The sequence below is a fragment of the Jiella pacifica genome (genome assembly GCF_010500815.1).
GTDB classification, from domain to species: Bacteria; Pseudomonadota; Alphaproteobacteria; order Rhizobiales; family Rhizobiaceae; genus Jiella; species Jiella pacifica.
In genome coordinates, this window is the sequence record NZ_JAAAMG010000007.1 from 161,935 (window position 1) to 182,044 (window position 20,110).

At 68.0% G+C, this 20,110-nt stretch carries 13 protein-coding genes; 8 read left to right on the top strand and 5 right to left on the bottom strand.

What is annotated here, in order from left to right:
• Positions 1–224: 224 nt before the first annotated feature.
• The 6 genes from coxB (at position 225) to GTK09_RS10900 (ending at position 7,519) form a co-directional block, all read left to right on the top strand.
• A complete protein-coding gene (gene coxB / locus GTK09_RS10875; protein WP_281353360.1) occupies positions 225–1,199 on the top strand; it encodes a cytochrome c oxidase subunit II in 975 nt (324 codons plus the stop codon).
• Entirely contained in the window at positions 1,196–3,829 is a 2,634-nt protein-coding gene (gene ctaD / locus GTK09_RS10880) for a cytochrome c oxidase subunit I (protein ID WP_163463180.1), read from the top strand. The genes coxB and ctaD overlap by 4 nt, the downstream gene beginning before the upstream one ends.
• Before the next feature lie 3 nt (positions 3,830–3,832).
• Positions 3,833–4,210 (top strand): hypothetical protein, encoded by a 378-nt coding sequence (locus tag GTK09_RS10885; protein WP_163463181.1) that lies wholly within the window; start codon positions 3,833–3,835, stop codon positions 4,208–4,210.
• Positions 4,207–4,944 carry a cytochrome c oxidase assembly protein gene (locus tag GTK09_RS10890; protein ID WP_163463182.1) on the top strand — a complete coding sequence of 246 codons (738 nt, stop codon included), beginning with the start codon at positions 4,207–4,209 and terminating at the stop codon, positions 4,942–4,944. Before GTK09_RS10885 ends, GTK09_RS10890 begins: the two co-directional genes overlap by 4 nt.
• A complete protein-coding gene (locus GTK09_RS10895) occupies positions 4,941–6,233 on the top strand; it encodes a c-type cytochrome (RefSeq protein WP_312869789.1) in 1,293 nt (430 codons plus the stop codon). The genes GTK09_RS10890 and GTK09_RS10895 overlap by 4 nt, the downstream gene beginning before the upstream one ends.
• A gap of 143 nt (positions 6,234–6,376) precedes the next feature.
• Complete coding sequence (locus GTK09_RS10900; protein WP_163463183.1) at positions 6,377–7,519, top strand: aromatic ring-hydroxylating oxygenase subunit alpha; 1,143 nt, start codon at positions 6,377–6,379, stop codon at positions 7,517–7,519.
• A 140-nt stretch (positions 7,520–7,659) separates the two neighbouring features.
• Here the strand turns inward: GTK09_RS10900 and GTK09_RS10905 are convergent, their stop codons facing one another.
• From GTK09_RS10905 to hutI, 5 genes are all read right to left on the bottom strand, one after another.
• Positions 7,660–11,910 carry a hypothetical protein gene (locus GTK09_RS10905; protein WP_163463184.1) on the bottom strand — a complete coding sequence of 1,417 codons (4,251 nt, stop codon included), beginning with the start codon at positions 11,908–11,910 and terminating at the stop codon, positions 7,660–7,662.
• 426 nt (positions 11,911–12,336) lie between these two features.
• Positions 12,337–14,004, bottom strand: coding sequence for a urocanate hydratase (gene hutU / locus GTK09_RS10910; RefSeq protein WP_163463185.1), 1,668 nt, complete (start codon positions 14,002–14,004; stop codon positions 12,337–12,339).
• Positions 14,005–14,023: 19 nt separating this feature from the next.
• Positions 14,024–14,842 carry an N-formylglutamate deformylase gene (gene hutG, locus GTK09_RS10915; RefSeq protein WP_163463186.1) on the bottom strand — a complete coding sequence of 273 codons (819 nt, stop codon included), beginning with the start codon at positions 14,840–14,842 and terminating at the stop codon, positions 14,024–14,026.
• Positions 14,843–14,858: 16 nt separating this feature from the next.
• Complete coding sequence (gene hutH, locus GTK09_RS10920; RefSeq protein WP_163463187.1) at positions 14,859–16,403, bottom strand: histidine ammonia-lyase; 1,545 nt, start codon at positions 16,401–16,403, stop codon at positions 14,859–14,861.
• Positions 16,400–17,623, bottom strand: a complete 1,224-nt coding sequence (hutI, locus tag GTK09_RS10925; protein WP_163463188.1) for an imidazolonepropionase — start codon at positions 17,621–17,623, stop codon at positions 16,400–16,402. Before hutI ends, hutH begins: the two co-directional genes overlap by 4 nt.
• Before the next feature lie 93 nt (positions 17,624–17,716).
• Here hutI and GTK09_RS10930 point away from each other — a divergent pair, with 93 nt between their 5' ends.
• Both GTK09_RS10930 and GTK09_RS10935 read left to right on the top strand, forming a co-directional pair.
• Complete coding sequence (locus GTK09_RS10930) at positions 17,717–19,084, top strand: formimidoylglutamate deiminase (protein ID WP_163463189.1); 1,368 nt, start codon at positions 17,717–17,719, stop codon at positions 19,082–19,084.
• A 181-nt stretch (positions 19,085–19,265) separates the two neighbouring features.
• Entirely contained in the window at positions 19,266–20,108 is an 843-nt protein-coding gene (locus GTK09_RS10935; protein WP_163463190.1) for a transporter substrate-binding domain-containing protein, read from the top strand.
• Positions 20,109–20,110 lie beyond the last annotated feature (2 nt).

A 20,110-nucleotide genomic window follows, 5' to 3' on the forward strand; every position in this document is an offset into this window, starting at 1 on the left:
GCGGCCGTTGCGATGCCATGCCGCGACATCGCAGGCTGGAATCGTCACAGCTTCGCAGCGATCATCTTGCAACGCGAGCCGGCGGCGATAATTGCTCGTGCAACGAGCGGCCATCCGCAAATCCAAACGGCCCTCCTCTCCTGCAATTTTCACCCGCGAGATCGTCCATCCTCATCCCCTCCGAACCCCGCGCCGACGAAAACTCCCGCCCGGCCCTTCCCTGGCTGGTCGCCGTCTGCGCCGGGCTATCGGGCTGCACCAGCCCGCAATCGGCGCTCGACCCGGCCGGAGTCGAGGCGCAATCGGTCGCGACTCTGTTCTGGGTCATGCTCGTCGGGGCGGTCCTGATCTGGGTCGCTGTCATCGGCCTTTCTGTTTTTGCGACAAAGATCCGGCCGGGGGCCTATGGCGAAAAGGCCGGCCTGCGGCTGATCATCTGGGGCGGCTGCGTCTTTCCCGTCGTCGTGCTGACGGCGCTGCTCGTCTGGGGGCTCCAGATGATGCCGGTGCTGCGGGCCGAGGCGAACGGACCGACCATCGCGGTTTCGGCCGAGCGCTTCTGGTGGCGGGTGGCCTATGACGTCGAGGGGGAGTCGGGCGTCGCCAGATCGTTGCCCGAGGGCGGGGTTCCCAGTGCCAACGAGATCTGGCTGCCGGTCGGCCAGCGCAGCGAATTCCTCATCGGCAGCCCGGACGTCATCCATTCTCTCTGGATCCCGTCGATCGCCGGCAAGATGGACGCCATTCCCGGCCGGGTGAACCGCCTCGTCGTCGAGCCGACCAAGCCCGGCGTCTATAACGGCGTCTGCGCCGAGTTCTGCGGCGACGCCCATGCCCAGATGGCGCTCAGGGTCGTCGTCGTCTCGCCCGAAGAATACGACGCGTATGTCGCCCGCCAGAGCGAGCCGGCGTCGGTCGGGGCCGAGGACGAAGGCTTCCGGCGTTTCATGGAGAATGGTTGCGACGCCTGCCACACCGTGCGCGGCACCGCGGCGAACGGCAGGGTTGGGCCGGACCTCACCCATCTCGCCTCGCGGCGCACCATCGCCGCCGGCACGCTGCCGATGTCACCGGAGAACTTGGCGACCTTCGTCGGCTTCACCCACCGGGTCAAACCCGGCGTCCAGATGCCGGGCTACGGCATGCTCGCCGAAGACGAGATCGCCGCCATCGCCGGCTGGCTGGAGACGCTTCAATGAGCGACGTGCCTCTCGATCAGAGCGCCACGCGCTGGGCCGGCAAGAGCGACGCCGAGACTGCTGAGGCGGATCTGAACTTCGGCAACGTCCCCCCAGCCTCGGAGCGGGACCAGGACGACCCCGACGTGCGCGCCGGCCAAGAGGCGCGGCTGCGCCATGTCTGGGCCGAGCCGAAGGGCTGGCGCTACTGGTCGGCGGTCAACAACACCGAGGTGGGGCTCTGGTACACGGCCACCTCCTTCGCCTTCATGCTGTTTGCCGGCGTCCTCGGCCTGATGATGCGCGTGCAGCTGTCGGCGCCCGACAACGACTTCCTCACCGCCAGCTTCTACAATCAGGTCTATACGCTGCACGGCACGGTGATGATGTTCCTCTTCGCCGTGCCGATCTTCGAGGCGGTGGCGATCATCCTCCTGCCGCAGATGCTGGGCGCCCGCGACCTGCCGTTCCCGCGGCTCTCGGCCTTCGGCTACTGGTGCTTCCTGATCGGCGGCGTCTTCGTCTGCGGCTCGATCTTCTTCGGCGCCGCGCCCGAGGGCGGCTGGTTCATGTATCCGCCGCTGACGACGCAGGAGCGCTTCTCGCCAGGCTACGGCCCCGACATCTGGCTGCTCGGCCTGTCCTTCATCGAGGTCGCCTCGATCGCGGCGGCGGTCGAACTCATCGTCGGTACGCTGAAATGCCGACCGCCGGGCATGCGGCTCAACCTGATGCCGCTCTACGCCTGGTACGTCCTCGTCGTCGCCGGGATGATCCTCTTCGCCTTCCCGCCGCTGATCGCCGGCGACATCCTGTTCGAGCTGGAGCGGCTGTTCAACTGGCCGTTCTTCGATCCCGAACGCGGCGGCGACCCGATGCTGTGGCAGCACCTGTTCTGGATCTTCGGCCATCCCGAGGTCTACATCGTCTTCCTGCCGGCGATCGCGCTGCTCGCGATGATCATCCCAACCTTCGCAAGGCGGCCGATCGTCGGCTATTCCTTCATCGTGCTCGCCGCCGTCGGCACGGGATTCCTGTCCTTCGGCCTGTGGGTCCACCACATGTTCGCAACCGGGCTGCCGGCGATCTCGCTCGGCTTCTTCTCTGCGGCGTCCGAAGCCGTAGCAATCCCGACGGCGGTGCAGATCTTCGTGTTCCTGGCGACGCTGCTCGCCGGCCGGGTGATCTATTCGGTGCCGATGCTGTTCGTCTCGGGGGCTCTCGCGATCTTCGTCATCGGCGGCCTCACCGGCGTCATGGTGGCGCTTGCCCCCTTCGACTGGCAGGCCCACGACACCTATTTCGTCGTCGCCCACCTCCATTACGTCCTTCTCGGGGGCATGCTGTTCCCGGTGGTCGCCGGCGTCTACTACTACTGGCCGATGATGGGCGGGCGGCGTCTGTCCGACAAACTCGGCAAGATCGCCTTCTGGCTGATGTTCATAGGCTTCAACACCGCCTTCCTGCCGATGCACTGGTCGGGCCTGATCGGCATGCCGCGACGGGTCTGGACCTATCCCGCCGATATCGGGCTCGAACTGCCCAACCTGATCTCCTCGATCGGCGCCTTCATCTTTGCCGCCGGCTTCGTCACCGTCGTGTGGGACGTCCTTCGCCCCCGCAAGGGCGAGCCCTATGCAGAACGAAACACCTGGAACGCCGGCACGCTGGAATGGCTGGCCGAAGTGCCGGACGAGGCCTGGGGCGTGCGCTCGGTGCCGATCGTCACCTCGCGCTACCCGCTCTGGCAGCAGAAGAACTTCATGGCCGATGTCGACATGGGCCGGTACTACATGCCCGACGCGGAAGAAGGCATGCGCGAGACCATGGTGACGAGCGTGCTCGACGCCGAGCCGCTGCAGTGCCTGCGGGTGCCGGGCCCGACCTTCATGACCATGTGGGCGGCGATCTTCCTCGGCGCCGTGTTCATCCTCGCGACCTTCCATCTGTGGACGCTGACGCTGATCACCGCCGTCTTCGCCGTCGCGGCGATCCTCGTCTGGCTCTGGCGCGGCACGGCGATGCAGCCGGAAAAGGCCGAGAAGGACGTTGGGCTCGGCCTGAAGCTGCCGCTCTACAAGTCAGGCCCGCAGTCGGTCGGCTGGTGGGCGATGTTCATCACCATGACCGGCGATGCGACCGCCTTCGTCAGCCTGATCTTCGGCTATTTCTTCTACTTCACCGTCAGCCCTGTCTTCCCGCCGCCGATGATGGCGGGCGAAGAGATCGGGCCGGGTGTCTTGTGGCCGCTGGTCGCGCTGGGGCTGTTCGCGGCCTCTTGGCTGGCGGCGCTCCTCGCCCGCAACACCAACAGCAAAGGCGCGGTTGGGACGGCGCGGCTCCTCATGGGCGGCGGCGTCGTGCTGTCGCTCGCCGCCTCCGCCGCGATCCTCTGGGGCCCTTATGTCACCGGCCTGATCCCGACGGTTCATGTCTATCCGGCGACAGTCTGGGTGCTGGCGATCTGGACCGCCTGCCACGGCACCGCCGGCGCGCTGATGCTGGCCTATTGCCTCGCACGCTCGCTGGCCGGCCGGATGACACCGACCCACGACATCGACATCGTCAATGTCGCGCTGTACTGGCATTTCATGGCCGGCACAGCCCTCTTCACCGTCGCGACCATCGCGCTCTTTCCGCTGGCGGTCTGACCCATGGCCATCCGCAACAAGACCCGCGACAATCTCTGGACCCTGATCACCACGCCGACGATCTGGGCCGTGCATTTCGTCCTGTCCTACGGCTCGGTCGCCTATGGCTGCGCGCCGAACGAGAACATCTTCCAGGGCATCGGCGGCTACAGGATCTTCGTCGGGGGGCTGACGGTGGTGGCGCTCGGCGCCATCGGCTTCCTCTTCTTCCGGGCCCTCGGCGAATGGCGGCGCAATGGCGGCAGGATTCCTCATGAGGAGGATTCGGTCGAGGTGCGCGAGCGCTTCCTGGAGTTCTCCACCGTGCTGCTCGCGGGCCTCTCCTTCATCGCGGTGCTCTACACAGCCCTGCCGGCGGCGATGATGGTGGACTGCCGATGAGCGCCGCGACACCTCTTTCGCCGGCATCGGGCCGCGCCTTTGGAGAAGCCGACGGTGCGCCCGGCCTGTCGCCGCTCTCCCTCTGGCCTTTGGCGCTGGCGCTGGTCATCCTCGCGAGCCTCTGGCTCGGACCGCTGCCGCAGCGGGCGCAGGGCTCCTTTGCCGCTCACATGGTCATGCATATGGGCGTCGTGGCCGTGGCCGCGCCGCTGCTCGCCATCGGCCTTCTGCGGCTCTGGCCGCAGCGCTTCGCCCGGGTGACGCCGGCGCTGGCGATCCTCGCCTCCTTCGTCGAATTCGCCGTCGTCTGGACGTTTCATGCGCCGGCTCTCCACGATGCCGCCCGCACCAGCTTCACTTTGCTCCTCGTCGAGCAGGCCTCGTTCATCGGTGCCGGCCTGTTCGTCTGGATCACCGCCATCGGGACCGCGAGGGCCGGCGACGGCAAGGGCCTCGGCGGCCGCGCCGCGGGCACCCTGGCGCTGCTCGTCACCTCGATGCACATGACGCTGCTCGGCGCCCTCCTCCTCCTCAGCCCGCGGCCGCTCTACGCCTGTGCCAACCTCTGCTCGCCCGCTGCCAGCTTCACGCCGCTCGGCGACCAGCAGTTCGGCGGCGTCGTCATGCTAATCGTCGGAGGCTCCAGCTATCTGATTGGCGGCCTCGCCTTGCTCGCCACGGTGCTGAGGGAGCACGAGCCGGCCGAGGGCGAAATGCCGGAGGCGACATCGTGAAACTCTCGGTCACCCTCACCCGCCGGCGCGTCATCACCGCGATCGTTCTCGTCGCCGTCGCGCCCTTCGCGCTCGCCGCCTCGGGCCTCGTGTCGATCGGCGCTTCCTCGGGCCATTTCGCGCCGGTCGGCTGGTTCCTGCACTGGACGATGCAGCAGACCGTCTCGCGCCGGTCCTGGCTGGTGGAAAAGCCGGAGGACCTCGACCTCTCCGATCCCGCTCTGGTGCAGCGCGGCTCGGGGCATTTCGCCACCGGCTGCGCCCCCTGCCATGCGGCGCCGGGCGTTCGCCAGTCGGAAGTCGTCGAGCACATGACGCCGATGCCGCCGCAGCTGCATGTCGGCGACCAGGTCGCCGAATGGGCCGATCGTGAACTCTTCTGGATCGTGCAGCATGGCATCAAATATTCCGGCATGCCGGCCTGGCCGACCCAGGAGCGCCCCGACGAGGTCTGGTCGATGGTCGCCTTTCTCCGCGCGCTTCCGAACATGACGCCGGAGCGCTACCGGGAGCTGGCCCTCGGCATCGATGCAGGCGGTGCGCCCGAAGAGGTCGACATGGAGGCCGGCGGCGAGGCGCTGGGCGGCCTCGACGGCATCCTCCGCGAAGCCGTCGCCGACTGCACGCGATGCCATGGCGAAGATGGCCTGGGCCGCGGACCGGAAGGCGCCTTCCCGATCATCGCCGGCCAGCCGCAAGCCTATCTCGCGGCGACGCTGAAGGCCTATCAAATGGGCACGCGCCAGAGCGGCTACATGCAGTCTGCTGCCGCCCGCTACGACGACGCGGTGCTGGAACGGCTCGCCGCTTACTATGCCGATCAGCCGGCGGCAGCGCCGGGCGACGCGGCACTGTCGCAAGTCGCCGAGGAGGCCGTGGCGGAGTCTGCACCGGGGCCTGAGCAGGCGACCGACGTCAGGCCGATGACCGAGGTGTTCGCCATCGATCCCGCGGCGGCGACCGGCTTTCCCATCGGCCAAAACGAGACGCTGGCCCTCGGGCGTCGCATCGCCGAAACCGGCCTGCCGGAGCGCAAGATCGCCGCCTGCGACAGCTGCCACGGGCCGGATGGCATCGCCCGCAACCCGCTCTTTCCGCGGCTCGACGGCCAGCCCTTCTGGTATCTGAAGACCCATCTGGAACTCTGGAAGGAGGGCCATCGCGGCGGCACGCGCTTCGCGCATTTGATGAGCCCGATCGCCATCAACATGACGCCCGAGCAGATCGAGGCGGTGTCGCTGTGGTATGAAAGCCGGGAAATCCGGCCGATCGATTGGGCGGGCCGGTAAAGCCGTTCGCCGGCCGAACGTCCCAGCGATCCGCCGCGGCGACTGGGCTATTTGATCGGAAAATGCGCGCCGCGGATCATTGCATGATCTGACGGCGACGGGCATCCTGCAGTCTGGAAGCCTTCCATCAATCGGGTCTTGCCATGAACGTCCATTCTCCCGTCGCGACGCCCGCCGAGGAGCTCAGGGCCAACGTTTCCGTCCCCTTCGAGGCGGCGAGGGCGATGCCGCGCTCGGTCTACACCGCGCAGGACTTCCTCGACCTCGAACTCGAGCACATCTTCTCCAGGGAGTGGATCTGCGCCGGACGGACCGACGCGCTCAAGGCGCCGGGCGACTATCTCACCCTGGAGATCGCCGGCGAGCCGATCATCGTCCTGCGCGATCGCGAGGGCACGCTCCGGGCGATGTCGAACGTCTGCCGCCACCGCATGTCGACGCTGCTCGAAGGCCGCGGCAACACCCGCGCCATCGTGTGTCCCTATCACGCATGGACCTACAATCTCGACGGATCCTTGCGCGGCGCGCCGGCGATGAGCCGCAACGAGAGCTTCTGCAAGACGGACGTGAAGCTGCCGGCGGTGCGCTGCGAGGAATGGCTCGGCTTCATCATGGTGACGCTCGATCCGGCCACGCCGCCGCCGTCCAAAACCCTCGCCGAGGCCGAGGCGATGATCGCCCATCTCGATCTCGCCGGCTATTCGGAGACCTTTCGCGAAAACCACGTCTGGGACACCAACTGGAAGGTCCTCGCCGAGAACTTCATGGAGAGCTACCACCTGCCGGTCTGCCATCGTGAGACCATCGGCGGCTCGACCAACATCGACGAGATGGTCTGCCCGGAGGGCACCGAGGCCTTCAACTGGCACACCATCCTGCGCAACGACGCAGTGCCGCTCGCCCTCGCCCATCCGAACGACACGCGGCTCACCGGCGACGAACGCCGCACCACCTGGCTTTTCGCGATCTATCCCTCGCTGATGATCTCGATCACCCCAGGCTATTTCTGGTGTCTCAGCCTCCACCCAGAGGGACCAGGCAAGGTACGCATCCTCTTCGGCGGCGGCATGTCGGCGCCCTACATGGCCGATCCGCAAGCGCCGGCCCAGCTCGCCACCGTCAAGGCGATGCTCGACCACGTCAACGCCGAGGACCGCGGCTGCACCGAGCGGGTCTATCGCGGCCTTCTCAGCCCGCTCGCCGACCCAGGCGCCCTGTCGCATCTGGAGCGCCCGAACTTCGAATTCGCGCAATATGTCTCGCGGAAGGTGAACGGCGCCGGGTGAGACGCAGAGGCGCACCGTCGAGGTCACACGGATGGCGCGGCTTTGCTGGATGCCGGAAGCGGCCTTTCCCGGTCAGCCTTTCGGGGGAATCCCGGAAGGCTGTAGCGGTGCGGCATCCCTGCCGATCGGCTCTCTGTCGGTCAGACCGACTGATAGGATCTGTACGCCGACATGATCGCCGCGATCTGCAGCGAATCCAGCGCCTGGGTCTGCGTCGGCGTGATCGCCTGCAGCTGTTCAAGTCTCAGGCTGCCGATATCCGTCTCGGAAAGGCCGGGTAGTGCGTAGTTGCTGATGGCCGCGATATCGTCCGTCGAGAAGGTCGCGAGTTGTTCCGTGCTGAGGGCATCGATCTGCGCCGCGCCAAGCCTCGCAACCTGCGTCGAGGTCAGGGCTTCGGCCTGCTCTGCGCTGAGAAGCGGGATCAGGTCGAGGGTCAGCCCGGCCACCGACGTCGGATTGAGCGCGGCGATCTGCGCCGGCGAGAGCGCGGTGATCTTGTCGGTGCCGAAGGTCGCGAGTTGCACGGCGTTGAGTGCGGCGATCTGCGTCGTCGTCAGCGCCTGGATCTGCGCGGTGTCGAGCGCCCGCAACTGATAGTAGGACAGGGCCTCGATCTGGCCCGTCGTCAGGGCGGCGATCTGGTCGCCGCCGAGCCCGGCGATCTGGTCGGCGGAAAGCCCGGCGATCGCCGCCGGCTTGATCGCCGCAAGATCGCTGGGGGAGAAGGTGGCGAGGTCGGCGGCGCCGAGCGCGGCGATCTGGCCCGAAGTGAGGGCCGCGATCTGCACGGTCGAGAATGCGTCGATCTGGGCGGAGTTCATGGCTTCGATCTGGGTCGGCGTGATGCCGGAAATCGCCCTGGTGGTCAGGGCGGCAAGCTGCGCCCCGGTCAGCGCGGCAACGGCCTGCGGGCCGAAGGCGGCCGCCTGGGTAGCGCTGACGGCGGCGATTTGCGTCGGTGTCAGCGCCTCGACCTGCGAGGGCGTCAGGGCCGCGACCTGGCTTGTCGTGAGCCCGGCTATCTGGGTCGCCTTGAGAGCCGCCACCTGATCGACGCGCAGGCTGGCGATCTTTTCCGCCGGCAGGCCGGCGATCCCGGTGGCACTGAGTGCGGCAATCGCGTCCGCCGACAAGGCTTCCAGTGACGCGCTGCTGAGCGAAGCAACCTGCGCCGCGTTCAGCGCCGCGATCTGGCTCGTCGTCAGGCTTTGAACCAGGCTGGGGCTGAAGGCCTCGATCTGCGTGGTGGTCATGCCGGCGATCGCCTTGCTGCCGAGCGCGGCGAACTGCTCGGTGGACAGCCCGGTGACCTTGTCGGCCGACAGGCCGGCGATCTGGCTCGCCGTGAAGGCGCCGACTTGTGCGGTCGTCAGGGCGTTCATCTGCGCCGGAGAGAGCGCTTCGATCTGGCCGGCCGTCAGTCCGGCGATCTGGCTCGTCGTCAGCCCGGAAAGCTGTTCGGCGGAAAGAGCGGCGGCATTGTCGTTCGACAGGCCGGAAATGGCGCCGGCGTTGAGTGCCGCAATGTCGGCGGCGGAGAAGGTCTGCAGGGCCGCGGCCGTCAGCGCGCCCAGCTGCGTCCCCGTCAGGGCCCCCAGCTGCGTTGCCGAGAGAGCGTCGACCTGCTCGACGGTCAGGCCGGCGATTTGACCGGCACCGAATCCCGCGACGGCCTTGGCGCTGAGCTCGGCGACTTGATCGGGCGACAGGGCGGCGAGTTGACCCGCCGAAAGAGCCCCGGTCTGCGCCGCCGTCAGGCCGCGGACCTGGCTGGTGGAGAGGCCGGCGATCTGGCCCGGCGTCAAGGCGGTTATCTGAGCCGTCTTCAGCCCGGCGACCTGGGCCGGCGTGAGAGCGGCCACCTGCTCGACGCTGAGACCGGCGACGACGTCGCTCGACAGGCCGGCGAGCGCGCTCGTTCCGATGGCCGCGATGTCGGCGGGCGAGAACGTCGCGAGATCGTCCGCCGTCAGCGCCGCCATCTGCGTCGCGTTCAAGGCGGCGACCTGCGCCGGGGTCAGGGCTTCGGCCTGCTGGGTACTCAGGCCGGCGACATGGGCGGCGGTGAGGCCGGACACGGCTTTGGCGTTGATCGCTGCGATCTGGTCGCCGGACAAGGTGGCCAGGGCATCGCTCGACATCGCCGCGAGCTGCGTCGAGTTGAGGCCGCGGACCTGTGTTGCGGTCAGCGATTGGACTTGCGACGGCGTCAGCGCACCGACCTGGGCCGGTTTCAGCCCAGCGATCTGCGTCGCGGTCAGCGCTGCGACCTGGCTCTGGCTGAGACCGGGGATCGCCTCGACCGAAAGTCCGGAAAGCGCCGAGACGCTCAGCGCCGCCATGTCTTCCGGCGCGAACGTCGCCAGCTGGTCGGCGCTGAACGCCGCCAGCTGCTGGGTCTTGAGGGCCGCCACCTGGCTCGGCGCGAGGGCTTCGACCTGCGTGGGCATCAAGGCCGCGACCTGGGCGGCGGTCAGGCCGGGAATGGCCTTGGCGCCAAGAGCGGCCACCTGTTCGGCCGACAGGACGGCGACACTCTCCATCGGCAGGGCGCCGAGCTGCGTCGCCGTGAAGGCGCGGATCTGCGTCGTCGTCAGCGTTTCGGTCTGGGCGGGGGTGAAGGCCGCAATCTGGGCGGGCTTGAGCAGCCCGAGCTGGGCCGGCGTCAATCCGGCGAACTGGTCGTTGCTCATGAAGGCGATCGTTTCGGGCGAAAGGCCGGAAATCGCCCTCGTGCTGATCGCCGCGACATCGGCGCGGGAGAATTTCTCGAACGCCTCCGTCCCGAACGCGGCAAGCTGCGGCGCCGTGAGATTGGCAATCTGCGCCGAAGTCAGAGCCTCGACCTGGGCCGGCGTGAAAGCCGCGACCTGGGCGACCGTCAATCCGGCGACCGCGCCGGGTGTGATGGCTGCGATCTGCTCGGGCGAAAATTCCCGGATCGCTTCGACCGACAGGGCGGTGAACTGCCTGCCATTCATCACCCGAAGCTGCGCAGGCGACAGGACGTCGGCCTGGCTGGCGCTGAAGGCGGCGACCTGGCTCGGTTTCAGCGCCGCCATCTGCGGAGCCGTCAGGGCGGAGACCTGCTCGAGCGACAGGCCGGCGACGTTTTCCGTGGAGAGCCCCGCGATGGCGTAGGAGTTGATCGCCGCCACGTCGCCGGTCGAAAAGGTCGCGAACTGCTCGCCCGTCAGGCTGGCGATCTGGGTCAGGCCGAGATTCGAGACCTGCGCCGGCGTCAAAGCTTCGATCTGGGTGGCGGAGAGGCCGGTCACCTGGGCGGCGGTGAGACCCTTGACGGCCTTGGCATCGATGGCCGCGATCTGAGCGGAGGAGAAGGCCGTCAAGGCGTCGCCGAGTGCCGTGACATGGGCCGCATTGAGGGCGCCGATCTGGCTGGCGGAAAGGGCCGCCACCTGGCTCTCCGAAAGCCCCTTGATCTGGCTGGCCTTCAGCGCGGCGATCTGGCTCGTCGTCATGGCGCCGAGCTGATCGGTCGTCAGCGCTGAGACCGCCGGGACGGAGAGCCCGCTGACGGCCCTCGGACTGATCGCCGCGACATCGGCCGCCGCGAAGCTCGCCATCTGCTCGGCACTGAAAGCCGCGATCTGCCGCGAGCTCAGACCGGCGACCTGCTGCGACGTCAGCGCCTCGACCTGGGAGGGGCTCATCACCGCGATCTGCTGGCTCGTCAGGCCGGTGACGGCCCGCGTGCTGAGGGCGGCGATCTCGGGGGCCGAGAGAGTGGCGAAGTTTTCCGGCGAGAGCGCGGCGACTTGCGCCGAGCCGAATGCGGCGACCTGGGTCGTGGAGAGGGCCTCGACCTGATCGACAGTCAGCGCCTTCACCTGATTGGCGTTCAGGACGGCGATCTGGCTGGGCGTGAAGGCGGAGGTCTGCTCGACGCTCAGCGAGACGATCTTGTCGCCGGACAGCCCTGCAAGACTGGGCACGCTGATGGCGGCGATGTCCGCCGGCGTGAAGGTCGCCAGATCCTCGATGCTTAGGTTCGCGATCTGCGTCCGGCTGAGATTGGCGATCTGGGACGGCGTGAGCGCTTCGGCCTGGTCCGTCGTGAAGCCAGCGATCTGCGAGCTGTGCAATGCGCTGATCTGCGAGCCGGTCAGGCCGGCGATCTTGTCGGCGCCGAGCGCGGCCAGCTGTTCCTGGGTCAGGCCGGGAATGGCCTTGGCCGAAATCGCCGAGACCTGATCGGAGGACAGAGAGGCGATCCCATCGCTCGACAATGCGGCGATTTGCGAAGCGGACAACGCGCCGACCTGGGCCGTCGTCAGCACCGCCAGATCTTCGGCGGTCCAAGTGGCCAGCGTCCTGGCCGGGATGGACTTGGTCTGCAGGGTGCTTTGGGAGGAGATCGTCGTCATCGAGCCGGCCCTTCGGGTCCCTGACACTGTGAGCGTTCTACGGTCGTGAGCTGCCGCACGAAAGCGGGTGAAGCTGCATCGACGACAGCTCCAACTGCTCTTTGGCCGGCGAATTCTTGCATTTCGGACAGGCTCCGGCGCCACGGCGGCCAGCAGATCGTCTGGCCGCCTTCGCATTTGCTCTTGTATGTGGCTGGTGGCTTGCCCAAGGCTGTGCTTGGCTTCCGCAAGGCAAGGAGCGGCCATCGGCTGTCAGCGGCGGTGGTTTTCGCCGCGCAGCGGCGCGCGAGCCTCAGCGGGATCCGCTTCAACTTTCGCTACCAGCCGTCGACGTAGACGAAGCTCTGCATCGGCTTGCCAACCAAGCCCGTCTGACGGGCTCGACTCTCGCAGGGCTCAGCTACAGAGCTCGTTACGGAGCAGCTCTCACCCCAGGATCCCCGGCAGGTCGAGCTGCATGTCCCGGGCACAATCGAGCGCCTCCTCGTAGCCCGCATCGGCGTGGCGCATGACGCCGGTGGCCGGGTCGTTCCACAAAACGCGGCCGACTCGGGCAGCGGCCTCGTCGGTGCCGTCGCAGACGACGACCATTCCGGCATGCTGGGAAAAGCCCATGCCGACGCCGCCGCCGTGATGCAGCGACACCCAGGTGGCGCCGGATGCGGTGTTGAGGAGGGCGTTGAGCAGCGGCCAGTCGGAGACGGCGTCCGAGCCGTCCTTCATCGCCTCGGTCTCGCGGTTGGGCGAGGCAACGGAGCCGGAATCGAGGTGGTCGCGGCCAATGACGACGGGGGCGGAGAGTTCGCCCTTCGCCACCATCTCGTTGAAGGCGAGGCCGAGGCGGTGGCGGTCGCCGAGGCCGACCCAGCAGATCCGTGCCGGCAGGCCCTGGAAGGCGATGCGCTCCCGCGCCATGTCGAGCCAGCGGTGGAGATGGGCGTCGTTCGGCATCAGCTCCTTCACCTTGGCGTCGGTGCGGTAGATGTCTTGCGGATCGCCGGAGAGCGCCGCCCAGCGGAACGGGCCGACGCCCCGGCAGAACAGCGGCCGGATATAGGCCGGCACGAAGCCCGGAAAGGCGAAGGCGTCGGTCACCCCCTCCTCCAGCGCCATCTGGCGGATGTTGTTGCCGTAGTCGACGGTCGGAACGCCGACGCGATAAAGGTCGAGCATCGCGCGAACATGGACCGCCATCGAGGCCCGCGCGGCCTTTGCGACGGCCTTCGGATCGCGCTCGCGCTTGTCCTCCCACTCAGCCATGGTCCAGCCGGCCGGCAGATAGCCGTTGACGGGATCATGGGCCGAGGTCTGGTCGGTGAGGATGTCGGGATGAACGCCGCGCCGCACGAGTTCGGGCAGCACCTCCGCCATGTTGCCGAGCAGCGCGACCGAGACCGGCTTCTTCTCGGCGTTGGCTCGTCCGATGATCGACAGCGCGTCGTCGAGGTCTTTCGCCTCGACGTCGACATAACGTGTCTTCAGGCGGAACTCGATCGAGGATGGGCGACACTCGACGGCAAGGCAGGAGGCGCCGGCCATGGTGGCGGCCAGCGTCTGGGCGCCGCCCATGCCGCCGAGGCCGGCCGTCAGGATCCACTTGCCGGCGAGATTGCCGCCATAATGCTGACGGCCCATCTCGACGAAGGTCTCATAGGTGCCCTGCACGATGCCCTGGCTGCCGATATAGATCCACGAGCCGGCCGTCATCTGGCCGTACATGGCAAGGCCCTTCTTATCCAGCTCGTGGAAATGGTCCCAGGTCGCCCAATGGGGCACGAGGTTGGAATTGGCGATGAGGACCCGAGGCGCGTCCTTGTGGGTCTTGAAGACGCCGACCGGTTTGCCCGACTGGACGAGCAGCGTCTCGTCGGCTTCCAGCCGCTTCAGTGTCGCAACGATCCGGTCGAAGCTCTCCCAGTCTCGCGCCGCCCGGCCGATGCCGCCATAGACGACGAGCTCTCCGGGCTTTTCGGCGACGCCCGGATCGAGATTGTTCATCAGCATGCGCATCGGCGCTTCGGTGAGCCAGCTCTTGGCGGACAGCTCGCTCCCATGCGGGGCGCGGATGTCGCGGGCATTGTCGATGCGGGTCATGGATGGGCCATCCTCTCGGCTAACGGACCGGTTTGGCGAAGGCGAAGCAGGCGGCGATCACCGCCCGCAGGATTTCGATCATCGGCGCAGCGCGGTCGGGGGCGAAGGCCGTCGGCCAAGCGTCCGGCGCCACGTCCTCCGGCTCCTCCATGTAGCCGCGGCAGGCAAGTTCCATCTGGACCGCATGGACGCCGGAAGCAGGATCGCCGAAGAAGCGGGTGATGAAGCCGCCCTTGAAGCGGCCGTTCGAGATCGACGACAGCCCGCTCGCCGCCGTGACGGCCTCTATCGCCGCCTGCAGCGCCGGGTCGCAGGAGGCGCCGGAATTCGTGCCGATGTTGAACTGCGGCAGTTCCCCGTCGAAGAGCCGAGGGATCACCGAGCGGATCGAGTGGCAGTCATAGAGGACGATCCGCGGGTGGAGCGCCCGCAGCCGGGCGAGCTCGGCCTTCAGCGCCGCGTGATACGGCTCGTGATAGAGCGCCTTGCGCCGCGCGATCTCGGCCGCGTCCGGCTCGCGCCCCGGCTCGTAGAGCGGCTCGCCGTCGAAGCTGGTCGTCGGGCAGAGTTCCGTCGTCGCCTGTCCGGGATAGAGCGAGACGCCGGAGGGATCGCGGTTGACGTCGATCACCGTGCGCGAGATCGCGGTGCGGACGATCGTCGCGTCGAGCTCCTCCGCAAAGCCGTAGAGCCGATCGATCCACCAGTCGGCATCACGCCGCGCCAGCCAGAGCGAGACGAGGCCGCCCTGAAGCTCGGCCGGGATCTCGGTGCCGGTGTGGGGCAGCGAGACGAGGAGCGGGGCGTTGCCGCGGCGGATGGTCAGCCAGTCGTTCACGGGCGCAGCCTCCCTCTCATGCCCCCTCCCCGACCGTCGGCAGCGCCAGCGGCGCCACGGCCTCGGCGAGCGATCCGGCCGCCACGAGGCCGAGCGCCGCCTCGATGTCCGGCGAAAAATGCCGGTCTTCGCGCAGCGTCGGCACCTTTTCGCGCAACATCCTGCGGACGGCTTCGAGCGGCGGGCTCGACGGCGGCCCGGCGATGAGGTCGCAGCCCTGCGCGGCGGCGAGCAGCTCGATCGCCACCACCGCCATGGCGTTTTCGGCCATCTCCTTCAGCCGCCGCGCCCCATGGGCCGCCATCGAGACGTGGTCTTCCTGATTGGCGGAGGTCGGGATCGAATCGACGCTCGCCGGAAAGGCCTTCTGCTTGTTTTCCGAAACCAGCGCCGCGGCCGTCACCTGGGCGATCATGAAGCCGGAATTCAGCCCCGGCTTCGGCGTCAGGAAGGCCGGCAGGCCCGACAGCGCCGGGTCGACCAGCATCGCCGTGCGGCGTTCGGAGATCGAGCCGATCTCGCAGATCGCCATGGCGATCATGTCGGCGGCGAAGGCGACGGGCTCGGCGTGGAAGTTGCCGCCCGACAGTGCCTCGTCCTCGCCGGCAAAGATCAGCGGATTGTCGGAGACGCCGTTCGCCTCGATCAGAAGCGTTCGCCCGGCCTGGCGCAGGATGTCGAGCGCCGCGCCCATCACCTGCGGCTGGCAGCGCACGCAATAGGGGTCCTGCACGCGCGGATCGTCGATGCGGTGCGAAGCGCGGATCTCGGAGCCTGCCATGAGGGAGAGCAGCGCGGCCGCCGTCTCCTTCTGGCCAGCATGGCCGCGCAACGCGTGGATGCGCGGATCGAAGGGCGTGTCGGAGCCCTTGGCGGCGTCGGTGGCGAGCGCCCCAGTGACGAGCGCCGCCTGATAGAGCCGCTCGGCCTCGAACAGGCCGGCCAGCGCGTTAGCCGTCGAGAATTGCGTGCCGTTGAGGAGGGCGAGGCCCTCCTTGGCCTGCAGGGTCACCGGCTCCAGCCCGGCGGCGGCGAGCGCTTCCATGGCCGGCACACGCTCGCCGCCGACGAAGAATTCACCGACGCCGATCATCGCCGCCGTCATGTGGGAGAGCGGCGCGAGATCGCCGGAGGCGCCGACCGAGCCCTTGGCGGGGATGACGGGGGTGAGGCCCTTTTCGATCAGCGCTTCCAGCAGACGCAACGTTTCGACGCTGATGCCCGATGCCCCGCGACCGAGGCTGACGAGCTTCAGCGCCATCATCAGCCGGGCGATCGGCACCGGCATCGGCTCGCCGACGCCGGCGGCATGGCTGAGGACGATGTTCCGCTGCAGCGTCTCGAGGTCCTCGTCGCCGATCCGCACCGAGGCGAGCTTGCCGAAGCCGGTGTTGATCCCGTAGACGGGCTCGCCCCGCGCCAGGATGCGGGCGACCGCCGCGGCGCTCTTTTCGACATCGCCCCAGGCGGCGTCGGCGAGCCGCGCGCCAGCGCCGCGATAGATCGCCCGCCAGGCATCCAGAGTGACGGCGCCCGGTTCGAGGACGAGTGTCTCGCTCATTGGCCGCCCCTGAAGCGTTGGTGGAGTGGATTGAAGCCGATCCGGTAGACGAGTTCGGCCGGATCATCGACGCCCCAGAGGCAGAAGTCGGCGCGCTTGCCGGCTTCGAGCGTGCCGATCTCGTCGCCGAGGCCGAGCGCCTCGGCGCCGTTTCGCGTCACAGCGAGAAGGCACTCGTCGACGGTCATGCGGAAGAAGGTCGCCGCCATGTTCATGGTCAGGAGCAGCGAGGTCAGCGGCGAGGTGCCGGGATTGCTGTCGGTGGCGAGCGCGATGGGAACGCCGTGGCGGCGCAAGAGGTCGACCGGCGGAAGCTTTGTCTCGCGGATGAAGTAGAAGGCGCCGGGAAGCAGCACCGCGACCGTTCCCGCCGCGGCCATGGCCCGCGCGCCGTCTTCCGACAGATATTCGAGATGATCGGCCGAAAGCGCCCCGTAGCGGGCAGCGAGCGCCGCTCCGCCCTGATCGGAGAGCTGTTCGGCATGGAGCTTGACCGGCAGGCCGAGCGCCTTCGCCGCGTCGAAGACCCGGGCGATCTCGTCGGGCGAAAAGGCGATGCCCTCGCAGAACCCGTCGACCGCGTCGGCGAGACCCGCCGCGGCAACGGCCGGGAGCATCTCCTCGCAGACCTTGGCGATATAGGCGGCCTTGTCGCCGTTGGCCTCGGGGGGAAGCGCGTGGGCGCCGAGAAAGGTGCGGCGGATGAGGACGTCACGCGCCTCGGCCAGCCGGCCGGCCGCGCGCAGGCTCTTCATCTCGCTGTCGGTGTCGAGCCCGTATCCGGACTTTATCTCGACCGTCGTCACGCCCTCGGCGATCAGCGCGTCGAGCCGTGGCAGGGTTTGCGCGACGAGCTCATCCTCGCTGGCCGCGCGCACGCCCTTGACCGACGAGACGATGCCGCCGCCGGCCCTTGCGACCTCCTCGTAGCTCGCCCCGGCGAGCCGCATCTCGAACTCTTTCGCGCGGTTGCCGGCATAGACGAGGTGGGTGTGGCAGTCGACGAGGCCGGGGGTGGCCCAGCGGCCCTCCCCGTCGCGGCTTTCCGCGGCTCGGAACTCGGCCGGCAGATCGGCCTCGGAACCGGCAAAGGCGAAGCGACCGTCGCGGACAACCAGGGCGCCGTCCAAGATCCGGCCGATGCCCTGGCCGGTTTCGGCCATGGTCGCAAGGCGCAGATTGCGCCACACCGTTACGGGCTGAGAGCTATCGACCACCATCGCCTCCTTGCAGGCTGCGTTTGTCGACGGTTAATGTATAGACATAATGCGAGGCCGCGCAAGCGGCTGCAGCGACGTCGCGAGGGACGACCGATGACCGAGACCACGATCTTTGCGGAAAATGCGCTGCTGCCGGAAGGCTTTGCGGCGAACTGTCGGATCACCATCGCCGGCACGCGGATCAGGTCGGTCGAGGTCGGCGCGGCACCCATGCCCGGCGACGAGCGGGTCGCGATCCTCATTCCCGGCATGGCCAATCTCCACAGCCATGCCTTCCAGCGGGCGATGGCCGGCCTTGCCGAGATCCGCGGGCCGGGCCACGACACCTTCTGGACCTGGCGGGACATCATGTACCGGGTCGCGCTGGCGCTTTCGCCCGAGGAGATCGAAGCGGTCGCCGCGCAGCTCTATGCCGAGATGCTGGAAGGCGGCTTCACCCGCGTCGGCGAGTTCCACTATCTCCACCACCATCCGGACGGCGCGCCCTATGACGACGTGGCGCGGCTCGCCGTAGCTGTTTCGTCGGCCGCGGCGGACAGCGGCATCGGAATGACGCTGATCCCGGTGCTCTACGCCCATTCCGACTTCGGCGGAGCGGAGCCGACGGCAGGCCAGCGCCGCTTCATCAACGACAGGGAGGGCTTTGCCCGGCTGGTCGAGGCGAGCGAAACCGCCATCGCGGCCCTGCCGGAATCCCGCCTCGCCGTCGCCGCCCACAGTCTGAGGGCCGCAACGCCCGAGGAACTCGCCTTCACCGCCGCGCTGAGGCCCGACGCGCCTTTCCACATGCATATTTCCGAGCAGGTGAAGGAGGTGGAGGACTGCCTCGCCTGGAGCGGCCAGCGGCCGTTGGAATGGCTGCTCGACCATGCCGCGGTCGATCCGCGCTGGTGCCTGATCCACGCAACTCACATGAGCGAGACCGAAACGCGCCGCCTCGCCGCCACCGGTGCGGTCGCCGGCCTCTGTCCCGTCACCGAAGCCAATCTCGGCGACGGCTTCTTCAACGCGCCCGAATTCGTCGCAGCCGGCGGCACGCTCGGCCTGGGCTCCGATTCCAACATCCTCGTCGGCGTCGCCGCCGAACTGCGCCAACTGGAATACGCCCAGCGCCTCAACCGCCGCGCCCGCAACGTTCTCGCACCCCATGGCGCCTCCAACGGCCGAACGATCTTCGCGGCGGCGCTTGCCGGCGGCGCCCGCGCGACGGGGATCGGCACCGCCGGGCTGATGCCGGGCGCCATCGCCGATCTCGTCTCGCTCGCCACCGATCATCCGGCGCTGGTCGGGCGCAGCGGCGACCGCATTCTCGACGCCTTCGTCTTCGGCGCCTCCTCATCCCCCATCGACAAGGTCTGGGCTTTGGGCCAGAAGCGCGTCGAGGGCGGGCGCCATGTCGACGGCGAAGCGATCTTCGCGCGGTTCAGGGCGGCAACGGCAACACTGGCGGAGCGAATCTGAACGGGGCAATCGCGGCCCACCCGAAGCCACCGTCGCTGAGCAAAAATCAGGCTCTTCCAAAACTGCACAACTATTGACATTATGAGGCGGAGCCGCTTCGTTATGTCTAGGCATAATGTCCCGCCGCCGATCCGCCGCGTCGATGCGGCGGTTCTTCCGACCGCCCGAACCGGAGTTCGACATGACCAAGCGCATCTTCCTGAAAGCGGCCTTCGGGCTGAGCCTAATCCTCGCGGCGCCGTTGGGCTTGCCGACCATCGCCCATGCGCAGGATGCGCTCGAGCGCGTCAAGTCCGCCGGCATCCTGTCGGTCGGCACGGAGACCGCCTTCGCGCCCTTCGACTTCATCGACGAGACCGGCGCCCATGTCGGCCTCAACGTCGACGTCTTCGAGGAAGTCGGCAAGGAGATGGGTGTCGAGATCAAGTGGGTGACGCTGCCCTGGGACGGCGTGCTGCCGGGTCTCGAAGCCGGCCAGTTCGACATGGTCGCCGGTCCCGCCACCATCACCAAGGCCCGCGTCGAGCGCTACCGCTTCCTGACGCCGGTCGCCGAGGCGACCGTCGCTCTCCTGAAAAAGGCCGGCGACGACACGATCCAGAAGCCCGAGGACATCGCAGGCAAGCTGGCCGGCGCCGGCAAGGCGACCGCCCAGCTCGCCCAGCTGCAGGCCTATGGCGAGACGCTGCCGGAGCCGATCGAGACCCGTGAATATGTCGGCTTCAACGAGGCCTATGCCGATCTGGCCGCCGGCCGGATCGTCGCCGTCGCCAATTCTCTGCCGAACATCGCCTTCGTCGCCGAGCAGCAGCCCTCGGTCTTCGAGGTCGTCCTGCCGCCCTTCGGTCAGAAGTCCTATTTCGGCTTCATCGGCTCGAAGCGCCCCGAGGACCAGTCGCTGCTCGACGCGGTCAATGCGGCGCTCCTGAAGATCAAGGCGGACGGCCGCATGGGCGAGATGCAGAAGAAGTGGTTCGGCCAGAGCTTCGACACCCCGGACGAAGCGCCGACCCCGAAGGTCTGACG